Annotated in this window: 16 protein-coding genes; 4 read left to right on the top strand and 12 right to left on the bottom strand. The window is 60.7% G+C overall.

All coding sequences use genetic code 11. The features are described from left to right. Positions 1 to 38: 38 nt before the first annotated feature. Genes K7A42_RS04290 through K7A42_RS04265 form a run of 6 tightly spaced genes read right to left on the bottom strand, consistent with a single transcriptional unit; the run spans position 39 to position 8,179 of the window. On the bottom strand, positions 39 to 1,088 hold the full coding sequence (locus tag K7A42_RS04290) for a carbohydrate ABC transporter permease (protein WP_006697261.1): 1,050 nt from the start codon (positions 1,086 to 1,088) through the stop codon (positions 39 to 41). Between the two features lie 2 nt (positions 1,089 to 1,090). After that, a complete protein-coding gene (locus K7A42_RS04285) occupies positions 1,091 to 2,086 on the bottom strand; it encodes a carbohydrate ABC transporter permease (RefSeq protein ID WP_034498130.1) in 996 nt (331 codons plus the stop codon). 1 nt (position 2,087) lies between these two features. Beyond that, a complete protein-coding gene (locus K7A42_RS04280; RefSeq protein WP_282454891.1) occupies positions 2,088 to 3,191 on the bottom strand; it encodes an ABC transporter ATP-binding protein in 1,104 nt (367 codons plus the stop codon). Next, the gene (locus tag K7A42_RS04275) at positions 3,191 to 4,543 is read right to left on the bottom strand and encodes a glycoside hydrolase family 28 protein (RefSeq protein WP_282454890.1); all 1,353 of its coding nucleotides are present in this window, start codon (positions 4,541 to 4,543) and stop codon (positions 3,191 to 3,193) included. The genes K7A42_RS04280 and K7A42_RS04275 overlap by 1 nt, the downstream gene beginning before the upstream one ends. A gap of 5 nt (positions 4,544 to 4,548) precedes the next feature. Beyond that, positions 4,549 to 5,643, bottom strand: a complete 1,095-nt coding sequence (locus tag K7A42_RS04270; RefSeq protein ID WP_174151551.1) for a glycoside hydrolase family 88 protein — start codon at positions 5,641 to 5,643, stop codon at positions 4,549 to 4,551. A gap of 13 nt (positions 5,644 to 5,656) precedes the next feature. Beyond that, complete coding sequence (locus K7A42_RS04265; protein WP_174151550.1) at positions 5,657 to 8,179, bottom strand: hypothetical protein; 2,523 nt, start codon at positions 8,177 to 8,179, stop codon at positions 5,657 to 5,659. A gap of 195 nt (positions 8,180 to 8,374) precedes the next feature. Between K7A42_RS04265 and K7A42_RS04260 the strand changes: the two genes are divergently transcribed. Next, positions 8,375 to 9,655 carry an ABC transporter substrate-binding protein gene (locus K7A42_RS04260; protein ID WP_174151549.1) on the top strand — a complete coding sequence of 427 codons (1,281 nt, stop codon included), beginning with the start codon at positions 8,375 to 8,377 and terminating at the stop codon, positions 9,653 to 9,655. Positions 9,656 to 9,860: 205 nt separating this feature from the next. Beyond that, positions 9,861 to 11,843 carry a phosphatase PAP2 family protein gene (locus K7A42_RS04255; protein WP_174151548.1) on the top strand — a complete coding sequence of 661 codons (1,983 nt, stop codon included), beginning with the start codon at positions 9,861 to 9,863 and terminating at the stop codon, positions 11,841 to 11,843. 55 nt (positions 11,844 to 11,898) lie between these two features. Here the strand turns inward: K7A42_RS04255 and K7A42_RS04250 are convergent, their stop codons facing one another. From K7A42_RS04250 to K7A42_RS04230, 5 genes are all read right to left on the bottom strand, one after another. After that, positions 11,899 to 13,122: an MFS transporter gene (locus K7A42_RS04250; RefSeq protein ID WP_174151547.1), complete on the bottom strand. Its 1,224-nt coding sequence runs from the start codon at positions 13,120 to 13,122 to the stop codon at positions 11,899 to 11,901. Further along, complete coding sequence (locus K7A42_RS04245; RefSeq protein ID WP_174151546.1) at positions 13,122 to 15,551, bottom strand: TonB-dependent siderophore receptor; 2,430 nt, start codon at positions 15,549 to 15,551, stop codon at positions 13,122 to 13,124. The genes K7A42_RS04250 and K7A42_RS04245 overlap by 1 nt, the downstream gene beginning before the upstream one ends. A gap of 109 nt (positions 15,552 to 15,660) precedes the next feature. After that, positions 15,661 to 16,629: a FecR family protein gene (locus K7A42_RS04240; protein ID WP_045534443.1), complete on the bottom strand. Its 969-nt coding sequence runs from the start codon at positions 16,627 to 16,629 to the stop codon at positions 15,661 to 15,663. 84 nt (positions 16,630 to 16,713) lie between these two features. After that, a complete protein-coding gene (locus K7A42_RS04235) occupies positions 16,714 to 17,220 on the bottom strand; it encodes a sigma-70 family RNA polymerase sigma factor (RefSeq protein ID WP_006697272.1) in 507 nt (168 codons plus the stop codon). Between the two features lie 194 nt (positions 17,221 to 17,414). Next, positions 17,415 to 18,563: an ROK family transcriptional regulator gene (locus tag K7A42_RS04230; protein WP_174151633.1), complete on the bottom strand. Its 1,149-nt coding sequence runs from the start codon at positions 18,561 to 18,563 to the stop codon at positions 17,415 to 17,417. Between the two features lie 211 nt (positions 18,564 to 18,774). On the opposite strand from K7A42_RS04230, the gene K7A42_RS04225 reads away from it, so the two are divergent. Further along, entirely contained in the window at positions 18,775 to 19,671 is an 897-nt protein-coding gene (locus tag K7A42_RS04225; RefSeq protein ID WP_174151545.1) for a glycerophosphodiester phosphodiesterase family protein, read from the top strand. A gap of 133 nt (positions 19,672 to 19,804) precedes the next feature. Here the strand turns inward: K7A42_RS04225 and K7A42_RS04220 are convergent, their stop codons facing one another. Next, a complete protein-coding gene (locus K7A42_RS04220; protein WP_174151544.1) occupies positions 19,805 to 20,554 on the bottom strand; it encodes an SDR family oxidoreductase in 750 nt (249 codons plus the stop codon). Between the two features lie 95 nt (positions 20,555 to 20,649). Between K7A42_RS04220 and K7A42_RS04215 the strand changes: the two genes are divergently transcribed. Further along, entirely contained in the window at positions 20,650 to 21,600 is a 951-nt protein-coding gene (locus K7A42_RS04215; protein ID WP_174151543.1) for an AraC family transcriptional regulator, read from the top strand.

Raw genomic sequence — 21,600 nt, 5'->3', positions numbered from 1 at the left:
TCTTTGTGTGGCGTTCGTTGCGAATGTCTGCGAAGCCGCTATTTCATTCCCGTTCCGGCGATGCCTGTCGTGATGTAGCGCTGCAGGAACAGGAACACGACCGTGACGGGTGCCAGGCTGAGGAAGGTCATGGCGAGGATATAGTGCCATTGCACCGAGAACTCGCCCTGAAAGGCGTTCAACCCCACCTGCAGCGTGAAATTCTCACGGCTGCTGAGAACGATTAGCGGCCAGAGGAAGTCGTTCCAGCGCCACAAAACCGAGAATATGGCGAGAACCGCGAGCGCCGGGGCCGTCAGCGGCAGGATGATGCGCCAGAAGATGCGGAATTCGCTGGCGGCATCCACACGCGCCGCCTCGATCAGCTCATCGGGAATGGTCAGCATATATTGTCGGAGCAGAAAGACGCCTGTCGGCGTTGCGACGGTGGGAATGATGACGCCCCAGAGATTATCGACGAGACCGACACCGACGATGACGAGATAGGCCGGCACCATCACGACGGTGAGCGGGATCATCAGGGTGGAGATGATCAGCACGAAGATCGCCTTTTCGCCGCGGAAACGGTATTTGGAGAGCGCAAAGGCTGCCATGGCGTTGACGATCAGCGTCAGGACCGTTGCGACGACGGTGACGAAGACCGAGTTCTTGAGGAAGGTCAGGAAGCTGAACTGTGTCAGCGGATCGGTGAAGTTCTCCGTCGCGATGGTCAGCTTCTGAACCGGCGTTATTTCCCGTGTATCGACGCTTGTTGGCGGGCCCGGATTGGCAGGGTCCACCATCTGGGCTTTGAGGCCGATGCGGCGGACCATGGCCATCTCACGCTCTGCGCCATCGACGGTGGCCTTCCACAGGCTGAGCGGCCTGTCGTAGCCCTGAACCTCCACTTGCACGGCAGCGCGCGGCAGGAGGCTTGGCGGAAACCTCGTGATCTCGGCTTCCGGTTTCAGCGATGACATTGCGGCCCAGACAACCGGGATGAGGACAGCGAGTGTGCCGCCGATGAGCCAGACCCAGGAGAGGATATCGGTGAGGCCGATCCGGCCGGGACGGCGGGTGCGCGTGAGGAAAGAGACGGCATTGGACATGGTCAGGACTCCATCTTTTTGCCAAGGCGCAGCTGCACGAGCGTCAGTGCGAGAAGCACAAGGCCCATCAAAACCGACGCGGCGGAGGCAAGGCCAAACAGCCTGAGATCGCTGCCGAAGGCCATCTGGTAGATATATTGCACCACAAACGTATTGGCCGTGCCTGGCCCGCCGCCATTCGTCAGAACCCAGGCTTCATCAAATATCTGCACCGAGCGGATCATCAACAGGATGAGCACGACGAGCAGGTTGGGGCCGAGAAGCGGCAGGGTGATGCGCAAAAGCGTGCGCCGGGGCGAGGCGGCATCGATGGCGGCGGCTTCGTAGAGATCCTTCGGGATGGCCTGAAGGCCGGCGAGCAGGATCAGCGTATAAAAGCCCATGTGGAACCAGACCGAAACGACCACCACGAAAAAGCGCGACCAGCCGACATCCAGCAGGAAGATTTCCGGCGGCACGCCCAGCATCTGGAAGAAGGCGTTGAGCAGGCCGTTGCGGTCCAGAAACCATTTCCAGATGAGGCCGATGACGACGGGCGACAGCAGGACGGGATAAAAGAACATGGCGCGGAAGAAACCGCGCGCGGCTATCGCCCTGTTGAGGATGAGGGCGGTTATGAGCGCGACCAGCAACGTGGCGATGACATTGAAACCGACAAACCAAAGCGTGTTCCAGATTGCCGTCCAGAACAGCGATTCCCGGCAGCTTCCCGGGTCCATATAGCTCTGGCAATCCAGCAGCTTGCCGAAATTCTCCAAACCGACAAAGGGGCGGTCGGTGATCAAAAGTTCGGTGCCGCCGGTGAAGGCATAACCGACCGCAATCGCAATCGGCAGGAAGGTGAAGATGCCAAAAAGAACGAGGTTCGGCATCAGGAAGATATAGGGCATGCGCCTTTTGCCGATCAGCCGCTCGATGAAGTTGAGCGGCACTTCGGCAATCGCCATCACGGCGTCGAGCGCACGGTCGGACAGTCTCGCAAGCGTCGGATTGGCCATGCTACCCCCTCCCTTCGCCCGCAAGGCGCGGCAGCGCCAGTTCGGTGGCGGGATCGAAGACATGGACCTTCTCACGTGCCGGCATGATTTTGAGCACCGCGCCGGAGGCGGGCGCGAAATGGCCGGGCTGATGCACGATGATCTGGTCCTTCTCACCCTTGATATTGCCGTAGAGATAGGTCTCGGTGCCGAGGCTTTCGTGGTATTGCACCTCGAAGGGCAGGCCGGCATCCGCGATGGTGAAATGCGAGGGTCGGATGCCCGCCAGAACCGCCTGTCCGGGGCTGACGGTTGCCGGATCGACGAGGCAGGGGAGCGACACGCCATAGCCGGCATCGATGGAAATGGTGCCGTCGTCGCGCTTGATGATGGTGCCTTTCAGCATGTTCATGCGCGGCGAACCGAGGAAACCGGCAACGAAGAGGTTGCGCGGATTGTCGAAAAGCTCGAGCGGGCTGCCCACCTGTTCGATGCGCCCGGCGCGCAGCACCACGATCTTGTCGGCCATGGTCATGGCTTCCACCTGATCGTGGGTGACATAGATCATCGTCGTCTTGATATCGCGATGCAGCCGGGTGATTTCGGCGCGTGTCTGCACGCGCAGTGCGGCATCGAGGTTCGATAGCGGCTCGTCGAAGAGGAAGATGTCAGGCTCGCGCACGATGGCACGGCCGATGGCGACGCGCTGGCGCTGGCCGCCGGAAAGCTGTTTCGGCTTGCGGTCGAGATAGGGTTCGATGGCGAGCATACGCGCCGCCTCGTTGATGCGGTTTTCGATTTCCGACCGCTTGAAGCGCAGGTTTTCCAGGCCGAAGGCGAGGTTCTTGCGCACGCTCATATGCGGATAAAGCGCGTAGGACTGGAAGACCATGGCGATCTTGCGTTCTGCCGGCGACAGTGCGCTGACATCGCGATTTCCGATGGCGATGCTGCCTGATGTGACGTCCTCAAGACCGGCGATGATGCGCAGCAGCGTCGATTTTCCGCAGCCCGACGGGCCGACGAAAACGACGAATTCGCCGTTTTCGATCTGGAGATCGATATCATGCAGCACATGTACGGCGCCGAACGCCTTGTTGAGGTTTTCGAGTTTCAGACTTCCCATCACCTGCTCCCTTCAACCGAGCTCGCCGTCGCGACGATCTCGTGGTCGTTCCAACCCTCGGGCAAGGGCATTGCTCTTTTGATGGCGACATCGTCAGCCGAAAAACCGTGAACGCCCTTAAGGTAGATCGCGGGCATGCCGCCCGGATAATCCTCCATACCGACGATCCGGCCATGTGCGTCCTGGGTCCAGGCATTGGCGCGGCCGGCCGCATCGGCGCTTGGCGCTATATCGGCATTGGTGGGACGCAGGTCATATTGCAGGCCGGTGCCGAGCTTGCCGGGCTCCTGCGCCAGCGTGATGCGCGCAAGCCTGACATTGTGAATGCCGGCTGCCGAGGTGGAGACGAGGTTGATCGCTCCCTCCATCGAACCGCTCAAATCTTCGATAACAAGATTGTCCACCCTGCCTGCCTGCCGTTCGGGGCGGCGGTCAACGACAGTGACTGTCACTGCTTCGCCAGAACCCCAGAAACCACCCGGCGTCTCATGGCACTCGGCCTCGATGCGTGAAAAGCGGATGTTGCGCATGGCGCCGCCATCACGGGAGAAAAGACCCATGCCGCGATTTGACTGCACCACCTTGCAATCTTCGAACACCACATTAGTGAAATCGCCGAAGGATTCGGTGCCGAGCTTCAGCGCGCAGCTCATGCTGGAAACGGTGCAGCGGCGAACCGCAATATTGGCGCACACGCCCACTGCCTTGCCATCCGGCCCGGCACTGGTCTTGAGGCAGATGCCGTCATCCGCAGTCGAGATGAAGCAATCCTCGATCAGCGCGCGGCGGCAGGCATCCAGCACGATGCCATCCGTATTGGGCAGGCGGCGGTCGTTTTCGATGCGCAAATTGCGGAAATGAAGGTCCTCGCAATTGACCATATGCAGCGTCCACATGGGGGAGCCACTGACGTGCAGGTTTTCGAGGCGCACATTACGGCAGGCTTCCAGCACCATCACGCGCGGGCGTTTTTTTGCCGGGATATAGGTTCCCATGGCCGTGTCATCGCCAATGATGAAGTTTTCACCGCCGGCCTCGATACGGCCCGGACCCGTGACGGCGATGTTGCTTGCGCCTCTTGCAATGATCATGCCGCGATCAGAGTCTTCGGCAATCACAGAAACGCGGGTGAGGGCGTAAGCCTCGTAATCGGAAACGGGGGCGAGTACCGCGTCTTGTGCAAGGTGCAGTTCCACGCCGCTTTTGAGCTGGAGACCGGCGCTGACATGTCGTCCGGCCGAGAGAGAAACGCGGCCGCCGCCTGCTGATGACGCGGCATCGATAGCCTGCTGGATGGTCGCCGTGGCATCGAGGCCACTGGCCGCAACTGTGATGTCCTGATTGATGTTCATGATGCTCACGATGCCTTTGGCCTTTTCAGAAAAACGTCGATCAGAAGCAGCATCGTCAGTGCCTGCCCGTAGGGCGTGGGCAGGTTGGGGATGCGGCGGTAGAAATCGAGATCGTGGCCCATTGGCGTGCCGTCAGAGACGCCGTGAACGACGCCTTCCTCATCGATATTGCCGAGCACCGCTTTCAGCGCACGTTCCGCATGCGGACGGTTCTCGTCGCCGAGAATGCCGGCCTCGATGCCGCGCAGAATGCCATAGGCGATGCCAGCCGTTGCCGATGTCTCGACCGGCGAGGTCGGGTCATCCAGCAGCGTATGGAACATGCCGTCTTCACGTTGATATGTTCTCAGCGACCGCACCTGGCTCGAAAGCACATTGGCGAGGAAGCGTTTGTCCTTTCCAGAGAGTGTCGGTACTAGTTCGAAAAGCTCGGGAATGGCGACGGTGATCCATGAATTGCCGCGCGCCCAGAAAGCGTCCGCGAAATTGTGGCGACCGTTGAAGGTCCAGCCGTGATACCAGAGCCCTGTGACGGGGTCGGAGAGATAGCGCGCATGGATCATGAACTGGTAGACGGCCTCGTCGATCCAGTCCTGCCGTTTGCAGACAACGCCGGCGCGGGCGAGGAACAGACAGGCCATGAACAGCGTGTCGTCCCAGAGCTCCCCCTCATTCAGCCGTTCCTTCACGACATGCTGAAAACCGCCATCTTCGGTTTTTGGCAATTCATGCACCAGCCAGTCGGCCCAGTCCTCAACTAGCGCGCGGAAATCCGGCCGGTCGACATGTTCTGTCAGGATGACGAGTGGCAGCATCGGCGCGGAACTGTTGATCTGGCGCGGCGGCAGGCCACGGTCGATCTGCCACCCGTACCATGTCACGAGGTCATGCAATGCCTTCTGGTCATTGGCGGCGAGCGCCCGGCGTAGGAAACCATAGAGGCCAACACCCACCTCCCAATCCCATTCATCGAACTGGATCTTGCCATCGGAACTGCCGCTGACCAGACCTTCCTGAATGCCTTTGAGGCGGCTGAAGGCGGCGGCGACATTGTCGATGGTCGTCCTGAGAGTGTCTTTTTCCATGCTTGGCTGGTTCATCTGTCAATTCCGCTTAGGAGTAGAAGGGTTTTGCAGCGCTGCCCGAAGCTGGGTCGGCGCTGTCGAAGGTAATATTTGGTTGCGGCTGGTCATGGTCGAAGGCCATGGCCTGTCCGCCGATGGTGAAGGCGCCGTCCCAGTTGAGCGTAAGTTCTGGCCCGCCGGGTGGCGTCACTGCGAGCAGCCGGCTTTCGGCATCGAAGGTGACCCGTGTGGCGAGAATTTTCTCACGGAATCCGGCGAAGGCTTGCGCGTCGCCGCAGCCAATAACGCCGATCCAGCCGGCAAGGCGACCGGGTGATCTGATTTCACGGTTGGTGGTGGCGCCTGCGGTGATGAGTTCAAGTCCGTTCGTCGCGTAAAGGGCGGCAAAGCCTCGGCCGGAACGGGTGATGAGCCAGTTGCCTTCAATCAGCACTTCATCCAGTCCGTCTCGGCCGAGATAGGCGTGGGTCCAGTTATTGCGGTGATCTTCGGTATCGAAGATCAGCATCGCCAGATCGCGGTGGTGTGCTACGCGCGGCAGGATGCCGCTTCCCGCCCAATAGGACGGGCGCTGGCTGCCCCACGGATCGTCTTCACCAGGGTGATTGACCCAGAGCCGCGCCATCGGGTGGCCAGCAAGCTTGATATCAGTGACGTGCTGCTGGTGGCCCTTGCGGCCGGTCTTGTGATCGACAACGGCGGACAGCTGGGCGGCCTCGTTCTTGAACAGTACGAGCTTGCCGGGCTCCAGCCCCTGCGCATAACGCGCTTCGACCACACGGCCGCTTTCCAGCTGGGAGAAGGCAGCAAGATGCGCCGGCGGCAGGTAGTTTCCGCAGCAGAACATCGGCAGCGAGGCGACGCCGTTGTTGAGCCAGCCCTTGCCGAACGCAACCTGCGCAAAAGGCGCCAGTTCTGTCAGCGGCCCGGCGCGCAGCTCCTTGTCATAAGCCCGCCCCTGCGAACCGGAGGGAACGCCGCCCAGTGTGTGCAACGCGATCATTTCGAAAATGAGATCGAGCTGGTGGCGGGCGCGGGCGGCAAGTTCCGGCCCCGCCCAATGTTCGATGGCAAGAAGGCCGATAAAGTCCACCGGGTAGTAGGCTGCCGAATTCCACTCGGCCAACCCATGCGCCTCGACGCTGTCGAACCAGCGCGCCAGCCGCTCAGCTGCCAGCGCGGCCTGCTGGCGCCCGCTACGGCCGGACGCGGTGAAGGTGGCGTCCGGCAGATAGTCGCCGGCCAGCAACTGGCTGGTGTGGAAGCAAAGGACGTGGTTTTCACTCCAGAACCACATGACGTCATTGCCCGGCTCGTCCACCCAGTAACGATAACCAAGGATCGAAGCATCGATTTGTGCCCGCATATCTGCAGGCAACCGGTCCCCATGAGCACGCACCAGCCACAGCAGCGGGATCATGATGAAATCCGAGCAGTCTTCGCGCCTGTCTATGGAGTGCAGCGTTGCATCGATGATGCCGCCGATCGTCTCGATGTCATCGCTGCCGGTGGCGACCATGGCAAGCGCGCGGCCGATGCGCCAGGCGCCGAAACGGGCGCTGAAGGAAAGCGCCGCCTTCTTCCGTTCATTGATGTCGTTAGAGGATGCTTCCGGCGCGATATCACGCATGAAGGCGGCGTCGATGACGCGGGTGACAGTGCCGGAACCCGATCCGAGGGTGATCCTGACGCCGTGATACCCGTCGGCAATGCCTATTGTTTCGGGGATCGTCAGTGAGGATTGCCCGGCTTTCAGCACCGTATCCACTTCCGCAAGCGCGGCGCGCTCATGGCCATGGCTTTTGACGGCGATGTGCACCGGCAGATCGCTTGCCGGCGCTGCGCCAAAGACGAGTTCGAGGGCGCTGCCAGAAAACACGTCGCGGGCAGGGTGCACGTCACGTACCAGCGCGGCCAGGCGCTTCGTCTCTTCCCGGTCGAGCGGCACCGGCAACACGACGGTGAGCGGCGCGGGATCAATAACCTCAAGTTCGAAGAACCAGATGATGTCTCGCTCCGCCAGATCCTCGCAGAGTAGCAGGACCTCGTTGTCACCGGCCGCCAGATCGAGCGCGATGTCACGGCTGCTTTCGACATTGCGGATAAAGGGTTCGAAACGGACCTGCTCGATGCCGCCTACCCAGATGCGAACGCCGCCACAGGTTCGCAGCCGGAAATGCGCTTTCCGTGCAGTCTCGCTGCGAAATGTGCCCTTCAGCCAGCGCTGCACATGGGTCGGAACATGCCAGAAGCCGGTGAATTCGACGCGGCGATTGGAACCGGGCAGGTTGAGGTGGGAGACTGGCCAGCCGGTATCGGGGGCTATGCTGCGGCCGATCATGGTCTGCTGGAAGGCCTTGCGGCAGGGAAGGTCGCCGACATCGACAAAACCGTTGATGAAGCGGTAGTTGACCCGATCTTCCGCCGGTGCCGGCGTGCCCGGAAACGATGTTTCGACAAGATCCGACACCATCCAGGCGGTCACCGTTTCGCCGTCCGTGACGGTGTATGTGGGCTGCGACGCGTTTGCCGCAAATGGTCCATCCGTCATAATGGATCGCCTCCCGTCGATCGATAATGAAATTATTTTCACAAACCTGTATTCGCTTTTCCGCTTCGATTTGTGCGATTTCGCCAAGAAAAACAGCTTGACGTTTATTCTGTCAAGCCGCAAAACATCATAAATCGAACCAAGCAGAGGAGCTTTCGTTCGATTTATGAAAATCTTTTCATTGGGAGGATGAGCATGATGAAATTGTTTTCGGGTATCAGCGCCCTGGTATTTGCCTCCGTTGCCGGTCTTTCTGCCGCGCAGGCCGAGACCCGCACGATCACGTTTCTTTTTACCGATGACGATCAGGGTTATGTGCAGCGCATGGCAGCGCTCAGCAAGGAGTTCGAGACGGCCAATCCCGGCGTGAAGATCAATTTCGTATCGTCGGGTTATGATGCCGTTTCCAAGCAGCTGCCGGTGCAGCTGGCGGTGGGCGAGGGTCCCGATATTGCCAAGATCACCGACTGGCAGCTCGCGCCCTATTATCTCGACATGCGGCCCTACATGAAGGATGCGGACGCCTTCGCGAAACTGCATGGTGTAAGCCTCGACCAGCTTCGCCTGCCCAATGTCAACGATCCGAAGTCGATCAATGGCTACATGGCGTCGCAGACGCTAAACCTGCCCTTCGTCAACAAGACGCTGTTCGAGCAGGCCGGCGAACCCTTGCCCGGCCCGACCGCCAAATTCAGCGAGATCGTCGAGGCATCCGCCCGTGTTGCCAAGGCGACGGGCGTGCAAATCCCCTTCACCATGGACCGGTCCGGCCACCGTTTCTCTGGCGGCGCCTTCTCTTACGGCTCCACCTATGTAAAGGACGGCAAGTTCAGTTTCCCCGACGATGCGGCGAAAAAATACATCGCCGATCTCTTCTCATGGACGCAAAACGGCAGCTTCCCCAAGGAAATGTGGGGTGCGGCGGGCGGTTCGCAGTACAAGAACATGGGTGATGAGTTCGTCAACGGCAATGTCGTGACGTATCTCGCCGGCAATTGGATGGTCAATCCGTTCCAGAACAAGATCGGCGACACCTTCGAATGGACCGCGATCAATGCTCCCTGCGGTGATGCGGGATGCTACGCGATGCCTGGTGGCACCGCGATCGTTGGCTTTAAACGCACCAAATACCCTGAAGATGTGGCGCATTTCATCGAATTCCTGGGCTCGGAGAAGGTGCAGCGGGAAATTGCTGAAAACTACGTCATTCTGACGGGTGCGGAGATCGCCAATCCGCAATACAAGCTGAAGAGCGAAAACGCCAAGGCGGCGATGCAGGTCTTCCTCGATAACAAAAAGAACGTGCCGCAGGCCGCGCGTGATTTCGAACGCGCCAAGGGTGGCAGCGCCATGTATCAACAGATCGTGCAGCGCATGAGCCAGCTTATCGTCGGTGAGTTGACGCTCGATCAGACCTACAAGGTTCTGGAAGATGACATCGCCAAGATCAACGAGGCTGTCGCGGTCAAGAAATAAGAGCGCCGCTTCGAGATAAAAAGTCGATCTGCCCGGGGCGACGCGTCGGGCAAATCGCGCCTTCATCTGCCGGCCGCTCTTTCACATGCGATCTATCTTAATCAGCATGCCGAAAAAAAACTGCCATATGCCCGGCTTAAAGCTGACGGCGCGCCGAGGCTTTGCGCGCTCCCCTTTCGTCACGCGTCAAATCACAGGATTCATCATGCCCAAATTGAAGATGTCGTCCATTCCCTCCGCACGCTCGGCACTGCTTGCCTCCGTTGCATTGCTGGTGCTCGTTTCGAGCGCCGAAGCATTCGATAGCAAGGCACCGGCTGGTCAGGGCTATGCCATCGCCGTGACGGAGCCGACTGCGGCCTACCCGCTGCCGCTTGCCGATAATTATCGCAACCAGACGGGCAAGAATGAGAAGGGCGAGGATGTCCGTGCCTATGACGACCATGACAATCCCGTCATCAAAATCCTCTCAGGCTTCAACCGGATCTGGACGCTTGGCGATGAGAAATGGGCCGCTGGTGGCGCCAACGGCGATGGTCCGACGGATTTTAGCCGTGCGAAGGCCGTTAATCCCGCGATCTGGCAGGAAAACATGCGCTATGTGCTGTCTGTGACCGGGGAAAACCGCACGACCGCCGCCGCTTTCAATGCCTACATGAATGATCGGCGCTCGCAGAGCTACAGCGTGATCAACGGCATGGGACCGCTTGCCGATTGGTATCGTGAGGGGTCGGGTGCGACCACCACGATCAACCATACACTTGCAGACTTCGATCCGAACGAGGTGATTACCCGCAAGGAGGAGGACAAGGGTACGGAAGCCGGAACGGCCGAATCCGAGTTAAAGAGCGTCGTGGCCTTGATGAAGGCGATCCGCGGACCGGAAGCCACGACATCGCCCGCGAAATACTTTTATTCCTCGCCGCGCCCGTGGCGGATGAACGATAAGGGTGAGGTTGTCGACAAGGGGACCGAGACCATCGGCGATCGTACCTTCGAAGGCTACGAATCCAGTGCCGGCATTGTTGTCCCGGCGCTGAAATATGCGCGCGAAAATCGCGGCCGTGGCAAGGATGGCGGTTTTCCAAGCGGCCACACCAATGCCGCCTATCTTGCCGCGATTGCCTATGCTTATGCCGTGCCGGAGCGTTTTTCCGAGTTGCTGACGGCGGCTTCGCAACTGGGCGAAAGCCGTATCGTTGCCGGCATGCATTCCCCCGTCGATGTGATCGGTGGCCGCATAACGGCAACTGCGATCGCCGCTGCCGTCTTGCAGGATCCAAAGAACGCAGAGGTCAAAAAGGCGGCGCATTACGACCTGCAGGCCTATTTCGTAAAACGCCTGCCGCAGGGCCAGTCTCTGATCCAGTTCGCCCATAGCGAGGGTCTGGAAAGCGACCCCTATGCCGATGCGGCGAAAAACCAGGCCGATTATCGCCGGCGCATGACCTACTCCTTCAGTCGCAACACGGCTTGGGGCCATGCACCCATGGTGGTGCCGAAGGGCGCCGAGGTTCTGCTCGAAACACGCCTGCCTTATCTTAATGCCGCACAACGTCGCGCCGTGCTGTTTTCCACCGGCATCGAGGCGGGTTATCCGCTGCTCGATGACAGCAACGGCTGGGGCCGCATCAATCTGGTGGCCGCTGCCGGTGGTTATGGTGCCTTTGACGGCGATGTCGAAGTGACGATGGACGCTGCGGCCGGTGGCTTCAATGCGCAAGACCGCTGGACGAATGATATTGCCGGGGCAGGGCGTCTCGTCAAATCCGGCAGTGGGGCGCTCACGCTCAGTGGCAACAATAGCTATGGCGGCGGCACGATTGTCAGGGACGGAACATTGGTTGCGTCTTCCGCCGATGCGCTTGGAACCGGTAATGTGCTGGTCGCGGGCGGCACGCTCTCGCTTGCGGCGGGCAGGGATGTCGTGATCGGCGGTGATTATACGCAGTCGGGCGGCACGCTGGCGGTCGACCCGCAGAAGACTGCGCTTCGGATCAAGGGCAATGCGATGCTAGATGGCGCGACGCTGAAGCTCGCTTTCGATGGCGGCGCGCCAGCCGCCGGCACGCGGCTCGACGTGATCTCTGCCAACGGCCTGACCGGGACATTCGCCACGATAGATGCGGGCAATGTGAGGGTGCGGCCGGTCTATACCGGTTCGGCACTGTCGGTGGTGGTGGAATAGGCCGATGCAAGGGGCCTGCCGGGCGCGGTTTAAGCCGCCGCGCCCAGAGGTTGGTTCAAGAATCCTGCCGCCGCATCAGCAGGAAGATGACCGGTGCGGCGAGCACCGAAACGATGGCGGCAATGATGAAGGAGGCTTGATAGCCGAATTTCTCGGCAATCGCGCCTGCGCCCAGCCCGCCAATCATGCCGACAACGCCATCCATGCACTGGAACAGGGTGAAATCGACCCCGGCCTGCCGGGGGTCGGACCAGCCCATGAAACAGGCGTAAAGCGCGACGAAGCCGATGGACATGATGCCCGACGAGCTAGCCACCGCAACCGCCATGACGACCCATTGCGAAATATCGCGATGAACGCTGAAATAGGCGAAAAGGCACAACAGCGCAGTCTGCACGAAGATGGCGATGAGCAGGATTCGTGACGCCCCGTAGAGGCGTACCAGCGTTCCGCCGAGCAGCGCGCCGGCGAAACCGACGATCATGCTGCCCACGCCATTCAGTGCGCCGATGGTGGCGAGATCGAAACCGTAATCGACCAGGAACGGGCCGAGCATTGCCAGACCCCATTTCTGCGCCGCGACATAAACGGCCGCTACGAGAAGGCCGGTGCGGACTTCCCGTCGCTTGAGCGCGTTTTTGATCGATGGCAGGTGGTCCCGTGTTTGCGGGACCGTTCTTGCCGCCGGGCCGAGCAGGAAGGGGAGCGCGAGCAGGATGACCAGCCCGGCCATGACCAGCGTGGCGCTCGTCCAGCCGGCGCGGTCCACCAGCACCAGAAACAGGCCGGCGCCGATAGCGGAGCCGAGATAGGAGCCGCCTACCTGTGCGGCGTTGCCCCATCCATGATGCTCTTCCGCCAGCGTTTCGACCGCATAGCCGTCGCAGGCGATGTCGACTGTCGCCGTCACCAGCGCGATTACCGACAGGATGGCGATTGCGACGGAAACCGGCGACGGGCCGGTGAAAGCAAGAACAGCGAGGCCGCAGGCGCAGGCGGCGATGCCCGTGCCGATGATCACCCGCGACCGGTTCCTGCCAACGGGCGGCAGCCGGTAACGCTCCACATGCGGCGACCAGAGGAATTTCAGCGCCCAGGGCAGAACGACGAGATAAAGAAGGCCGATCTGGTCCAGCGGCAGTCCGGCGGTTCTGAGCACCGCCGGCAGGCCGAGAAAGGTCAGCCCGCCAATCACGCTCTGGCCGACATAAAGCCCGCCGACCGCCACGAAGACGGCGGCCGGCGACGGCTTGGTTGTGGCAGGGTTCTGCTGCAGCATCAGAAGCGATACCGGATGCTGCCGACGACCTTGCGGCCTTCGTCATAATAGCAGAAGCCTGTGGTGCAGACCTGTTTCACCTCGTCGAGAAGGTTGGTGGCGTTGATCTGCAATTTCACGCCTTCCAGCGAGGGCAGGGCCTTGCCGAGATCGTAGCGCAGCGAGGCGTCGACGAAGGTGCGGGCCTCATTGTCAAGAATGGGGGTGTGCTGGTTGTCGCCGAAGCTCGATCCGACGTAACGAACGCCCGCGCCGATGCCGAGGCCTTCGAGCGCACCGCTCTGGAACTCGTAATCGGCCCACAGCGAGAAGGTGTGATAGGGCGAGGAATTGAGCTGCTTGCCCACCGTTTCCGACGTCAGTTTGGTAATTTCAACGTCGTTATAGGAATAGGAGCCGATGAGGCTCCAGCCATTGTCGAGCGAGGCCGTGGCTTCGAGTTCCACGCCGCGCGAGCGCAGGTCGAGCTGGCGCAGCAGGTTGATGCCGGACGAGGTCTCATAGACCGTCGCATTGTCCTGATCGAGATTGAAGAAGGCGGCGCTCAGCAGGGCGTTATATTGCGGCAGGGCATATTTCACGCCGAGCTCATATTGCTTGCCGAGCGTCGGCTGCGCCTGTCCCGTTACCGTTCCCGTGGTGATGATGACGCCCGGATTGGCGACGAAGGAGGTGCCGTAGCTGATATAGGGCATCACGCCGCTGTCAAAGACATAACCGAGGCTGGCGCGGCCGGTCGTCTTGGTTTCATCGCCATCATAGATGGGAGCCGCTGCGTCTCCGACGGTCTGGGTCTGATATTCGGTGTCCAGCCAGTCGTGACGAATGCCGGTCGTCAGGCGCCAGCGGTCGATTTCGACCTGATCCTGCGCATAGATGCCGAGCGTGTTCATCCTCTGCTTCAGTATCAGCGACACATCAGGCACATAGGTGAAGGTGTCGGTGAAGGGGCTGGCGCCGCTGCCCTGTTTTGAGGTGTAGGACATGTGGCTGAAGTCGATACCGGTCAGCAGCGTATGTTTCGCCTGGCCTGTGTCGAATTCTGTCTTCAAGTAATTGTCGGCGGAGACGCCTTCATTGTCCTCGATGGTGATGCCGGGATAGTTGGCGAAGACCCATTGCTGGTCGGCCGAAAGGGCCGAATAACGCGCCTTGCTGTAGAAGGTGACGTTGTCGTTGATTTCATGCTCGAACTCATAGCCGATACGCCATTGTTTCTGCTCGAAATCATTAAAACGGGAATCGCCGCCATAAACCCGCGTCGCGCCGATCGACTTGCCGTCGCTGCCGTAATTGTTGATGTATCCCCAGGTGCCGCCGGTGGTGCTGTCCATATATTCGCCGAGCAACGTCAGCTTGGTGCCGGCATCCGGCTGGAAGGTGAAGGCCGGCGCGATGAACAGCCGGTCGTCCTTGATGGCGCTGATCTCGTTGCGGCCGTCGCGGGCCACCCCGGTCAGGCGGTAAAGCATGGTCTTGTCGTCATCGACGGCGCCGGAAAGATCGAAAGCGCCCTGCACGCGGCCGAAGGAGCCATATTGCAGCTCCACCTCGCGCAGCGTCTCTTCGGTCGGGCGTTTCGAGATGATATCGACAATGCCGCCGGAGCTGCTTGCACCATAGATGGAGGCGGCGGGACCGCGCAGGATGGAAACAGCTTCCACGCCATAGGGCTCGAGCCGGGCACTGCCGTTCTGGCTGCTGACCTGCCGCAGGCCGTCGCGGAAGATGCCGGTGGTGCTGAGATCGGTGCCGCGCACCTTGAAGGCGTCGAAACGCGGCTCCGCGCCATATTGGCCGATGCGCGCGCCGGGCGTGTAGTTCAGCGCTTCCGAGAGGTTCTGCGGCTTCAGGTCGTCAAGCTGCTTGCGGCTGACGGTGGTGATCGACTGGGCGGTTTCGGCAACCGGCGTATCGGTCTTGGTGGCGGTGCGGCCGGATTTGCCGACATAGCCATCGCTCTCGATGATGCCCCTGGCGCCTTCAAGGCCGGTGCCCTGCACGGTGATCGGCGCAAGCAGGGTGCTGCCGGCGGCAGCCGAACCGCCGCTTTCGGCGGTCTGGCTGGCGGGATCGAAAATGCGGACGGTATTGCCGCCGGCCAATGCATAGTTCAGTCCCGATCCGGCCAGAAGCCCGCTGACTGCCGCCGATACGCTGAGCGTGCCCTTGACGCCGACCGTGCTGCGACCCCTGGTGATCGCGGAGGGGTAGACCATGCGCTGATTGGCCTGGCGGCCGAAGCTGAGAATGGCGTTTTCCAGCGGCCCTGCGGGAATGGAGACGGTGACGGTGGCGGGTGCGCCGCTTGCGGCGGGCGGTGTCTGCGCGCTGGCGGTCGTGGCGCCCGGACCAGCCGAGACGATGCCCCCGATAATCGCCGTCGTCGTCAGCCAGAACCAGCCGCGTGCCTGCTTACCCAAATTCATGTCATTCCCTCTCACTCGTGATCTCATGCCCCCCGCTGAAACGGGTCCTGATTGCATAGAGTGAAAAGGCGGACCGACTCCTGACGTCGGATCTGCGAAAAAAGCTATTTTATCGCGAGCGGACGAAAACCAGCATTCCGGAAAGCCGCGATACCGAAACGGGAAGGCTCTCTTCGAGAATGGTGAGGGCCTGATCTGTGTCCTTGAGATCGAAGATGCCGGAGACGTGCTGCCTCGCCGCCGCCTCATCGAGGATGACGATGCGGCCCCGGCGATATTGCGAGAGAATATCGAGAACCTCGCGTAGCGGCTGGCCGGAGAAGACGAGCTTGCCTTCGCGCCAGGCCATGCTTTTGGCGACATCCTTGCGGGCGCGCATCAGCCGGCCGTCGCCGCCAAGGGTCACGGCCTCTCCGGGCGTGAGTACGGCGATCTCGGCGCCTGTGGTCACCTCCACCCGGCCTTCCTCCACCTGCACCTCCTGCGGCAGCGCGCCATTGCCGGTGCGCACCGAATAATGGGTGCCGAGCGCTTTTGCCGTCAGCGCTCCATCCTCGACGATGAAGGGCCGCTCCGGGTTTTTGGCGACATCGAAATAGGCTTCGCCGCGAAGAAGGGTGATGCGCCGTTCCTTTTGCGAATAATGAACCGAAATCGCGGTATCGGTGTTCAGGCTGATGCGGCTGCCGTCTTCGAGCGAAAGCAGGCGTGTTTCGCCGATTTCGGTGTAAAAATCCGCCTGCCAGCGGTCCTTCAATCCGCTTTTCTCCGCAACCAGCGCTGCAAGCCCGATGAGGCAGAGACCGGCAACACCCGCCAGCATTGCCCGGCGAGGTCCGCGCCGTTTTCGCTGTTCAACCGGCGCAAGCTCTATATCGCCAAGCTCGCCCCAGAGGCTCTGCATGTCCTCATAGGCGCTGGCATGGGCGGCGTCGGCCCGCAGCCAGACATGAAACGCCTCGCGCTCCGCCTCCGTCGCATCTGCCGATTGCATGCGCGCCACCCAAAGCGCGGCCTCTTCGGCCAGACCGTCATCGGTCAAGCCTTTATCCTTCAGACCGTCCGGGCGCTTGTTCATGTCCTGATCTGCCGTTCGTTGCGTGCTGAGATGTGTCCCCTCTCCCGTATAGAGTGAAAAAGGATGCGAACACCTGATGACGGTCTACATTTTTATTTGCGCGCGGACCTGACGGCAGTGCAGCAGCGCCTTGATGATGTGTTTTTCCACCATATTGCGGGAAATGCCGAGACGGGCGGCGATTTCGCCGTTGGAGTGGCCATGCAGGCGGCTGAGCACGAAGACCTGCTGGCAACGCTTGGGCAGGGCCTCGATGGCCCGTGCCATTAAAATAAGGTGCTGCCGCCCGGCGACGATCCGCTCCTGCCCCGGCTCTTCGCAGGCAACGGCAAAACCCGCTTCGTAGGGTGCGAATAATGGCCGCTCTCGCGACTGGCGAATGGCTGTCAGGCGGGCGACGGACCGGGCGATCTGGAAGAGATAGGCCTGTGGATTGTCGATCAGCGTGGCATGAGAAACCTCCAGCGCCCGCAGCACGGTTTCCTGCATGGCGTCGGCAGCGTCTTCCCGGTTCTGCAGGCGCCGGCGGAAAAACCGCATCAGGCGGCTTTCCTCGTCGGCATCGAGAACCTGTAACAGAGCTTTGCTCATCAATCGACCCGGTGGCGTACTGGCTTGACGCATGAAGCAACAGGATATGCTGCGTCATGTCATAAACATGATAGTTGCAATCATATTTATCGCCCTTGGATGCAAGCTGCCAACCAGTAAAAAACCGGGGGCGAAATCAGGCTCACGTTTCCGTTATGATTGTTGCGGGATTACATCAGGCCGCTTGGGCTGAGTTACAGGAAATAGCGCACCCCGAGCGGCAGCAGCGCCGCACCTATGGCGGATGGATCGCCCTTTGTTTCGCTGAGAACCAGCTTGGCCTCCTTCGGTCCGACGCCATAACGGTGTTCGCGCTGGGAAGGCATGTGCGTGCGCTCGATCATCATCTGGCCAAGTGCGCGCGGCAATTGTCCACCGAAGACGATGGCCTGCGGATCGAGAACCGCGATCAGGCTCGCTACTAGCCTGTCCACCTGCGGCATGGTCTCGTTCAGCCATTCCTCAACGCCCGGCCATGTGGGGTCGAACTGCTGATACAGCGGTTCGATCGAGTGAATGTCGACACCGTTTTTCTGCAGGGTGGCGATCAGATATTGCAGGGCCGGCCGTTTGGGCGATTCATCCGGGCTGTATATGCCGCTGAATTCGCCGGCATTGCCATGGAAGCCGTGGAACGGTTGCCCGCCGAGGATCAAGCCGCCGCCGAAGCCGTAATTGAAGGACAGATAGGCGAAGGTCTGACACCAGGAGCCGACACCTCGAAGGCTTTCGCCGATCGCGCCCGTGGTGGCGTTGTTCTCCAGCCAGACAGGCAGTTGGAACCGTTTCTCAAGGATAGGCTTCAGGTCCATCAGCGACCAGTCGCGAAGAGGTTCAGGCGCGTTGAAGGCGCGGTCCTCCGACACGAAAAAGCCGGACATGGAAAAACCGAGACCAAGCAGTCGCTCGCGCGGAATGCCATGTTCCGCCAGCAGCCGTTCGAGCGCCAACGACAAGGCCGCGAGCGTCTCTTCCCGGTCCTCCGGAAGCATCTTCAGCTTTTCCTCGACAATGACATCGCAACGGAAATCGGCGATGCAGATCACCAGGGAGTCGGTGTTGATGGAAATGCCAAGAGAGTAAGCCGCTTCCGGCACGAGTTCGATGGTCGGGCTCGGCTGGCCGCGTGTGCCCTTGATCGGTGCGCCGGTACGCAGAAGCCCACGCTCCAGCAGGCCCTCGATCAGGCGGTGCACGGATTGCTGGGTCAGGTTCGTGTGGCCGGTGATCGACGCGCGGGCAATGGGCCCCTGGCGGCGCACGATATCCAGAATGAGACGCTCGTTTTCGCTGGCAAGCGGCTGGCGGTCGAAACTCTGGGGCTGGGTCTGATCCATGGTCATCGCTCTGGATAATGGCTGTGCGGGGCGGCTGCAATGCGGACCACCGTGGCTGACATAACTTTTCATGGATCCTGTTATAAATAATACACTATGAGTGTATTAAATCCAGACGCTCAACAACCGGTTCGCAGGAGCCGCCTCGGCCGCGGCACTGGGAAAGTCTGACACCGGCAACCAGCGCCGGTAAACACAACGTCTGAAAGTGAAAATCATGCATCAAACCCTTGCCGCCTCTCGAAATACCTCCAGCCCCTGCAATGTCCTTGCGCTCTGCTCGCGCGACAATCCGGCCATTCTGACCATTGCCCATCGCGGTTTCTGGACCGCCACCGCCGAAAATTCGCTGGCTTCCGTCCGTGCCGCGGTTGCAGCGGGGGTAGAGATGATCGAGATCGACACGCAGGCGACGGCCGATGGCCAGCTGGTCGTGATTCACGACGGGACAATCGACCGCACGACGACGGGGAAGGGCGTCGTGAATGCGCTGCCCTTCGAGGTGGTCCGCGCTGCAAGACTGAAGGCCGGTGCGGGTGGCGATGCGGCCGAGGTGACCGATGAATGCGTGCCGACGCTGGAAGAATTGCTGGAAGAGGCGCGCGGCCGGATCGCCGTCAATATCGACACCAAATTCGCCCGCGATCTGCCACTGGTCATGGAAACCGTGCTGCGGCTCGGCATTCAGGATCAGGTGCTAGTGAAGACCGATGTCGACCCGGAAGCCGCCCGTTTCGAGGTGCTGGATGCGCACTGGTTCGGCAAGATCCCACACATGCCGATGTTCCCGGTGCGGAAGGGCAAGTTTGCGGAGGATTTGCGTCGTATCGAGGCGTTGTGTGCGCCGATGATCGAAGTGAAATTCACCGATATAGCCGATCTCGCTGAAGGTCGTGCCGAGATGGAGCGCCAGAACATCCGTCTCTGGATCAACACGCTCGACGTCGCCCATTGCCTTGATTTCAACGACACGCGCGCGCTGGCGGACCCTGAAGCCGTGTGGGGCGCTCTCGCCGGGGCCGGCGTCGGAGCGATCCAGACGGATGAGGTCGAAGCTTTCACCGGCTGGCTAAAGACGGCCCCCGCCGCGACCGGTAGAGCATGGGCAAGATGAGCAAGCGTCTCGAAGCGCCGTCGCCATCGTCCTGGTAAAGTCGATGGCAGATGTGTTGAAACATCTGCCATCTGCATATCAGCCGGCTGAAACGCCGCAACCGAGCAATGTCCGGTCGGGCCGCTATCGGTCGTCAGTTCGCCCGGGACAGCGCAATTGCATCAGGACCTGCGGGAAAACGAAGCTGGCCGGATAGGTCATGGACGGCGCTCCAGATCGCGTCGGCAACATCGCCTTCGCTGGTCGTCATGGCCGGTTTGGCGAAGCCTTCAAGGATTGGTCCTGCAAAATCCATGTAGTCTTTCGGCAGCAGTTGCTCCAGCGGAAGGATGGCGTTTGTCGTGAAGCGGGTGGTCGGGGCATAGCCCGGTTCCACCAGCTTTACCCTGATATTGAAATGACCCAGTTCATGCGCGAGCGAGCCGGAGAAGCCCTGGATTGCCTGCTTGCTGGCAGTGTAGGCGGCGGCGAGCGGGAAAGAGGCGAGCGTGGCGCTGGATGTTACGTTGATGATGGTGCCGGATCTGCGCTTTCGCATCTGCGGGATTATGGCCTGCGTCATCGCCATCACACCGAAACTGTTGGTCTCGAAGATCGTGCGGATTGCCGATATGGGTGTCGCTTCGAAAGCGCCGACCATACCGATGCCGGCATTGTTCACCAGCACATCGACCGGACCTGCCGCATCGATCAGCGCCGCGATGCTTTGTTCGTCCGTCACATCCAGCGGCAGGACGCGCAACCGCGCAGTATCGCCAACGAAGCGGTCGGGATCCGGATGCCGCATGGTGGCAACGACATTCCAGCCACGCGAAAGAAAGAGCTCTGCGGTTGCCTTGCCATAGCCCGATGAGGTGCCGGTGATGAGGATCGTTCTGGTCATCATAATCTCCTTTGTTTGATATGGCCGGAGATAGACGATGTGCTCTGGATGATATATGCTCGTAACACCACAATTTATTATTGATCGTCCAGATAATGGATCCTCTCAGCGATATTATCGATCTTTTGCGGCCGAGCGCGGCCGTTTCGAAGCCGATTTCCGGACGAGGCCGATGGGGCGTGCGTTATCGCGCCTATGACGCCCCGGGCTTTGCCGTCGTGCTGGTCGGTGCGGCATGGCTTATGATCGATGGCCGGGAACCTCTGCGGCTGGCGCGTGGCGATTTCCTGCTTTTGCCGTCAACGCCCGCCTTCTCGCTTTGCAGCGACGGCGACGTCGACTGCATTCCGGTCGAGCCGCAAGATCAGGCGGTGCGGCATGGGCAACAGCATGGGGAACCCGATTTTGTTGCGCTGGGAGGAAGTTTCACGTTCGAGCGGATCAACGCGGCGCTGCTGCTTTCGTTGATGCCCGAGTTGATCCATGTGCCTGCGGGAGAGGGTGGAGCATCCAGGCTGGCGCGTCTGATCGAGTTGCTGGCGGAGGAGTGCGCGCGCGAGGATGTGGGCAAGGATTTGATCATACGGCGCATGCTGGAGGTTTTGCTGGTTGAAGTGCTACGTCGGCCGAACGCCGGTAACGAGGCCATTCCTGCAGGACTGGTGAAGGGAATGCGCTTGCCGGGGCTTGCCCGCGCATTGTCCGCCATGCACGCCGATAGACGTGTGAATTGGACCGTGGCCGAACTGGCTCGCATCGCCGGCATGTCGCGTTCGGCCTTCGCAGCACGATTTAATGAAATGCTAGGCTGCGCGCCGATTGAGTATCTGGCTCGCTGGCGGATGGCGCTGGCCAGGGACGCGCTGATACGCGGGGTGAAGTCCCTCGATGATATCGCGGAGGAGATCGGCTATGAATCCGTCAGTGCATTCAGCACCGCTTTCCGCAGAAGAAGCGGTGTCGCTCCTGGCGTCTTTGCCCGCGCAAATGGCGACAGACGCCGACAGCAGGCAGGATTTTTCCAGCCGTTGCCGGTCATGCGGTAA

This window comes from Agrobacterium sp. InxBP2, from assembly GCF_026191755.1.
GTDB lineage: Bacteria > Pseudomonadota > Alphaproteobacteria > Rhizobiales > Rhizobiaceae > Agrobacterium > Agrobacterium pusense.
This window is presented reverse-complemented; position numbering and strand designations above follow the sequence as displayed.

Bases quoted from the DNA above. Each gene is read 5' to 3' on its own strand.
- K7A42_RS04265 (WP_174151550.1), bottom strand. From the start codon at position 8,179: ATGACGGATGGACCATTTGCGGCAAACGCGTCGCAGCCCACATACACC.
- K7A42_RS04275 (WP_282454890.1), bottom strand. From the start codon at position 4,543: ATGAACATCAATCAGGACATCACAGTTGCGGCCAGTGGCCTCGATGCC.
- K7A42_RS04215 (WP_174151543.1), top strand. From the start codon at position 20,650: ATGGATCCTCTCAGCGATATTATCGATCTTTTGCGGCCGAGCGCGGCC.
- K7A42_RS04250 (WP_174151547.1), bottom strand. From the start codon at position 13,122: ATGCTGCAGCAGAACCCTGCCACAACCAAGCCGTCGCCGGCCGCCGTC.
- K7A42_RS04260 (WP_174151549.1), top strand. From the start codon at position 8,375: ATGATGAAATTGTTTTCGGGTATCAGCGCCCTGGTATTTGCCTCCGTT.
- K7A42_RS04270 (WP_174151551.1), bottom strand. From the start codon at position 5,643: ATGAACCAGCCAAGCATGGAAAAAGACACTCTCAGGACGACCATCGAC.
- K7A42_RS04255 (WP_174151548.1), top strand. From the start codon at position 9,861: ATGCCCAAATTGAAGATGTCGTCCATTCCCTCCGCACGCTCGGCACTG.
- K7A42_RS04240 (WP_045534443.1), bottom strand. From the start codon at position 16,629: ATGAACAAGCGCCCGGACGGTCTGAAGGATAAAGGCTTGACCGATGAC.
- K7A42_RS04290 (WP_006697261.1), bottom strand. From the start codon at position 1,088: ATGTCCAATGCCGTCTCTTTCCTCACGCGCACCCGCCGTCCCGGCCGG.
- K7A42_RS04225 (WP_174151545.1), top strand. From the start codon at position 18,775: ATGCATCAAACCCTTGCCGCCTCTCGAAATACCTCCAGCCCCTGCAAT.
- K7A42_RS04235 (WP_006697272.1), bottom strand. From the start codon at position 17,220: ATGAGCAAAGCTCTGTTACAGGTTCTCGATGCCGACGAGGAAAGCCGC.
- K7A42_RS04230 (WP_174151633.1), bottom strand. From the start codon at position 18,563: ATGACCATGGATCAGACCCAGCCCCAGAGTTTCGACCGCCAGCCGCTT.
- K7A42_RS04220 (WP_174151544.1), bottom strand. From the start codon at position 20,554: ATGACCAGAACGATCCTCATCACCGGCACCTCATCGGGCTATGGCAAG.
- K7A42_RS04245 (WP_174151546.1), bottom strand. From the start codon at position 15,551: ATGAATTTGGGTAAGCAGGCACGCGGCTGGTTCTGGCTGACGACGACG.
- K7A42_RS04285 (WP_034498130.1), bottom strand. From the start codon at position 2,086: ATGGCCAATCCGACGCTTGCGAGACTGTCCGACCGTGCGCTCGACGCC.
- K7A42_RS04280 (WP_282454891.1), bottom strand. From the start codon at position 3,191: ATGGGAAGTCTGAAACTCGAAAACCTCAACAAGGCGTTCGGCGCCGTA.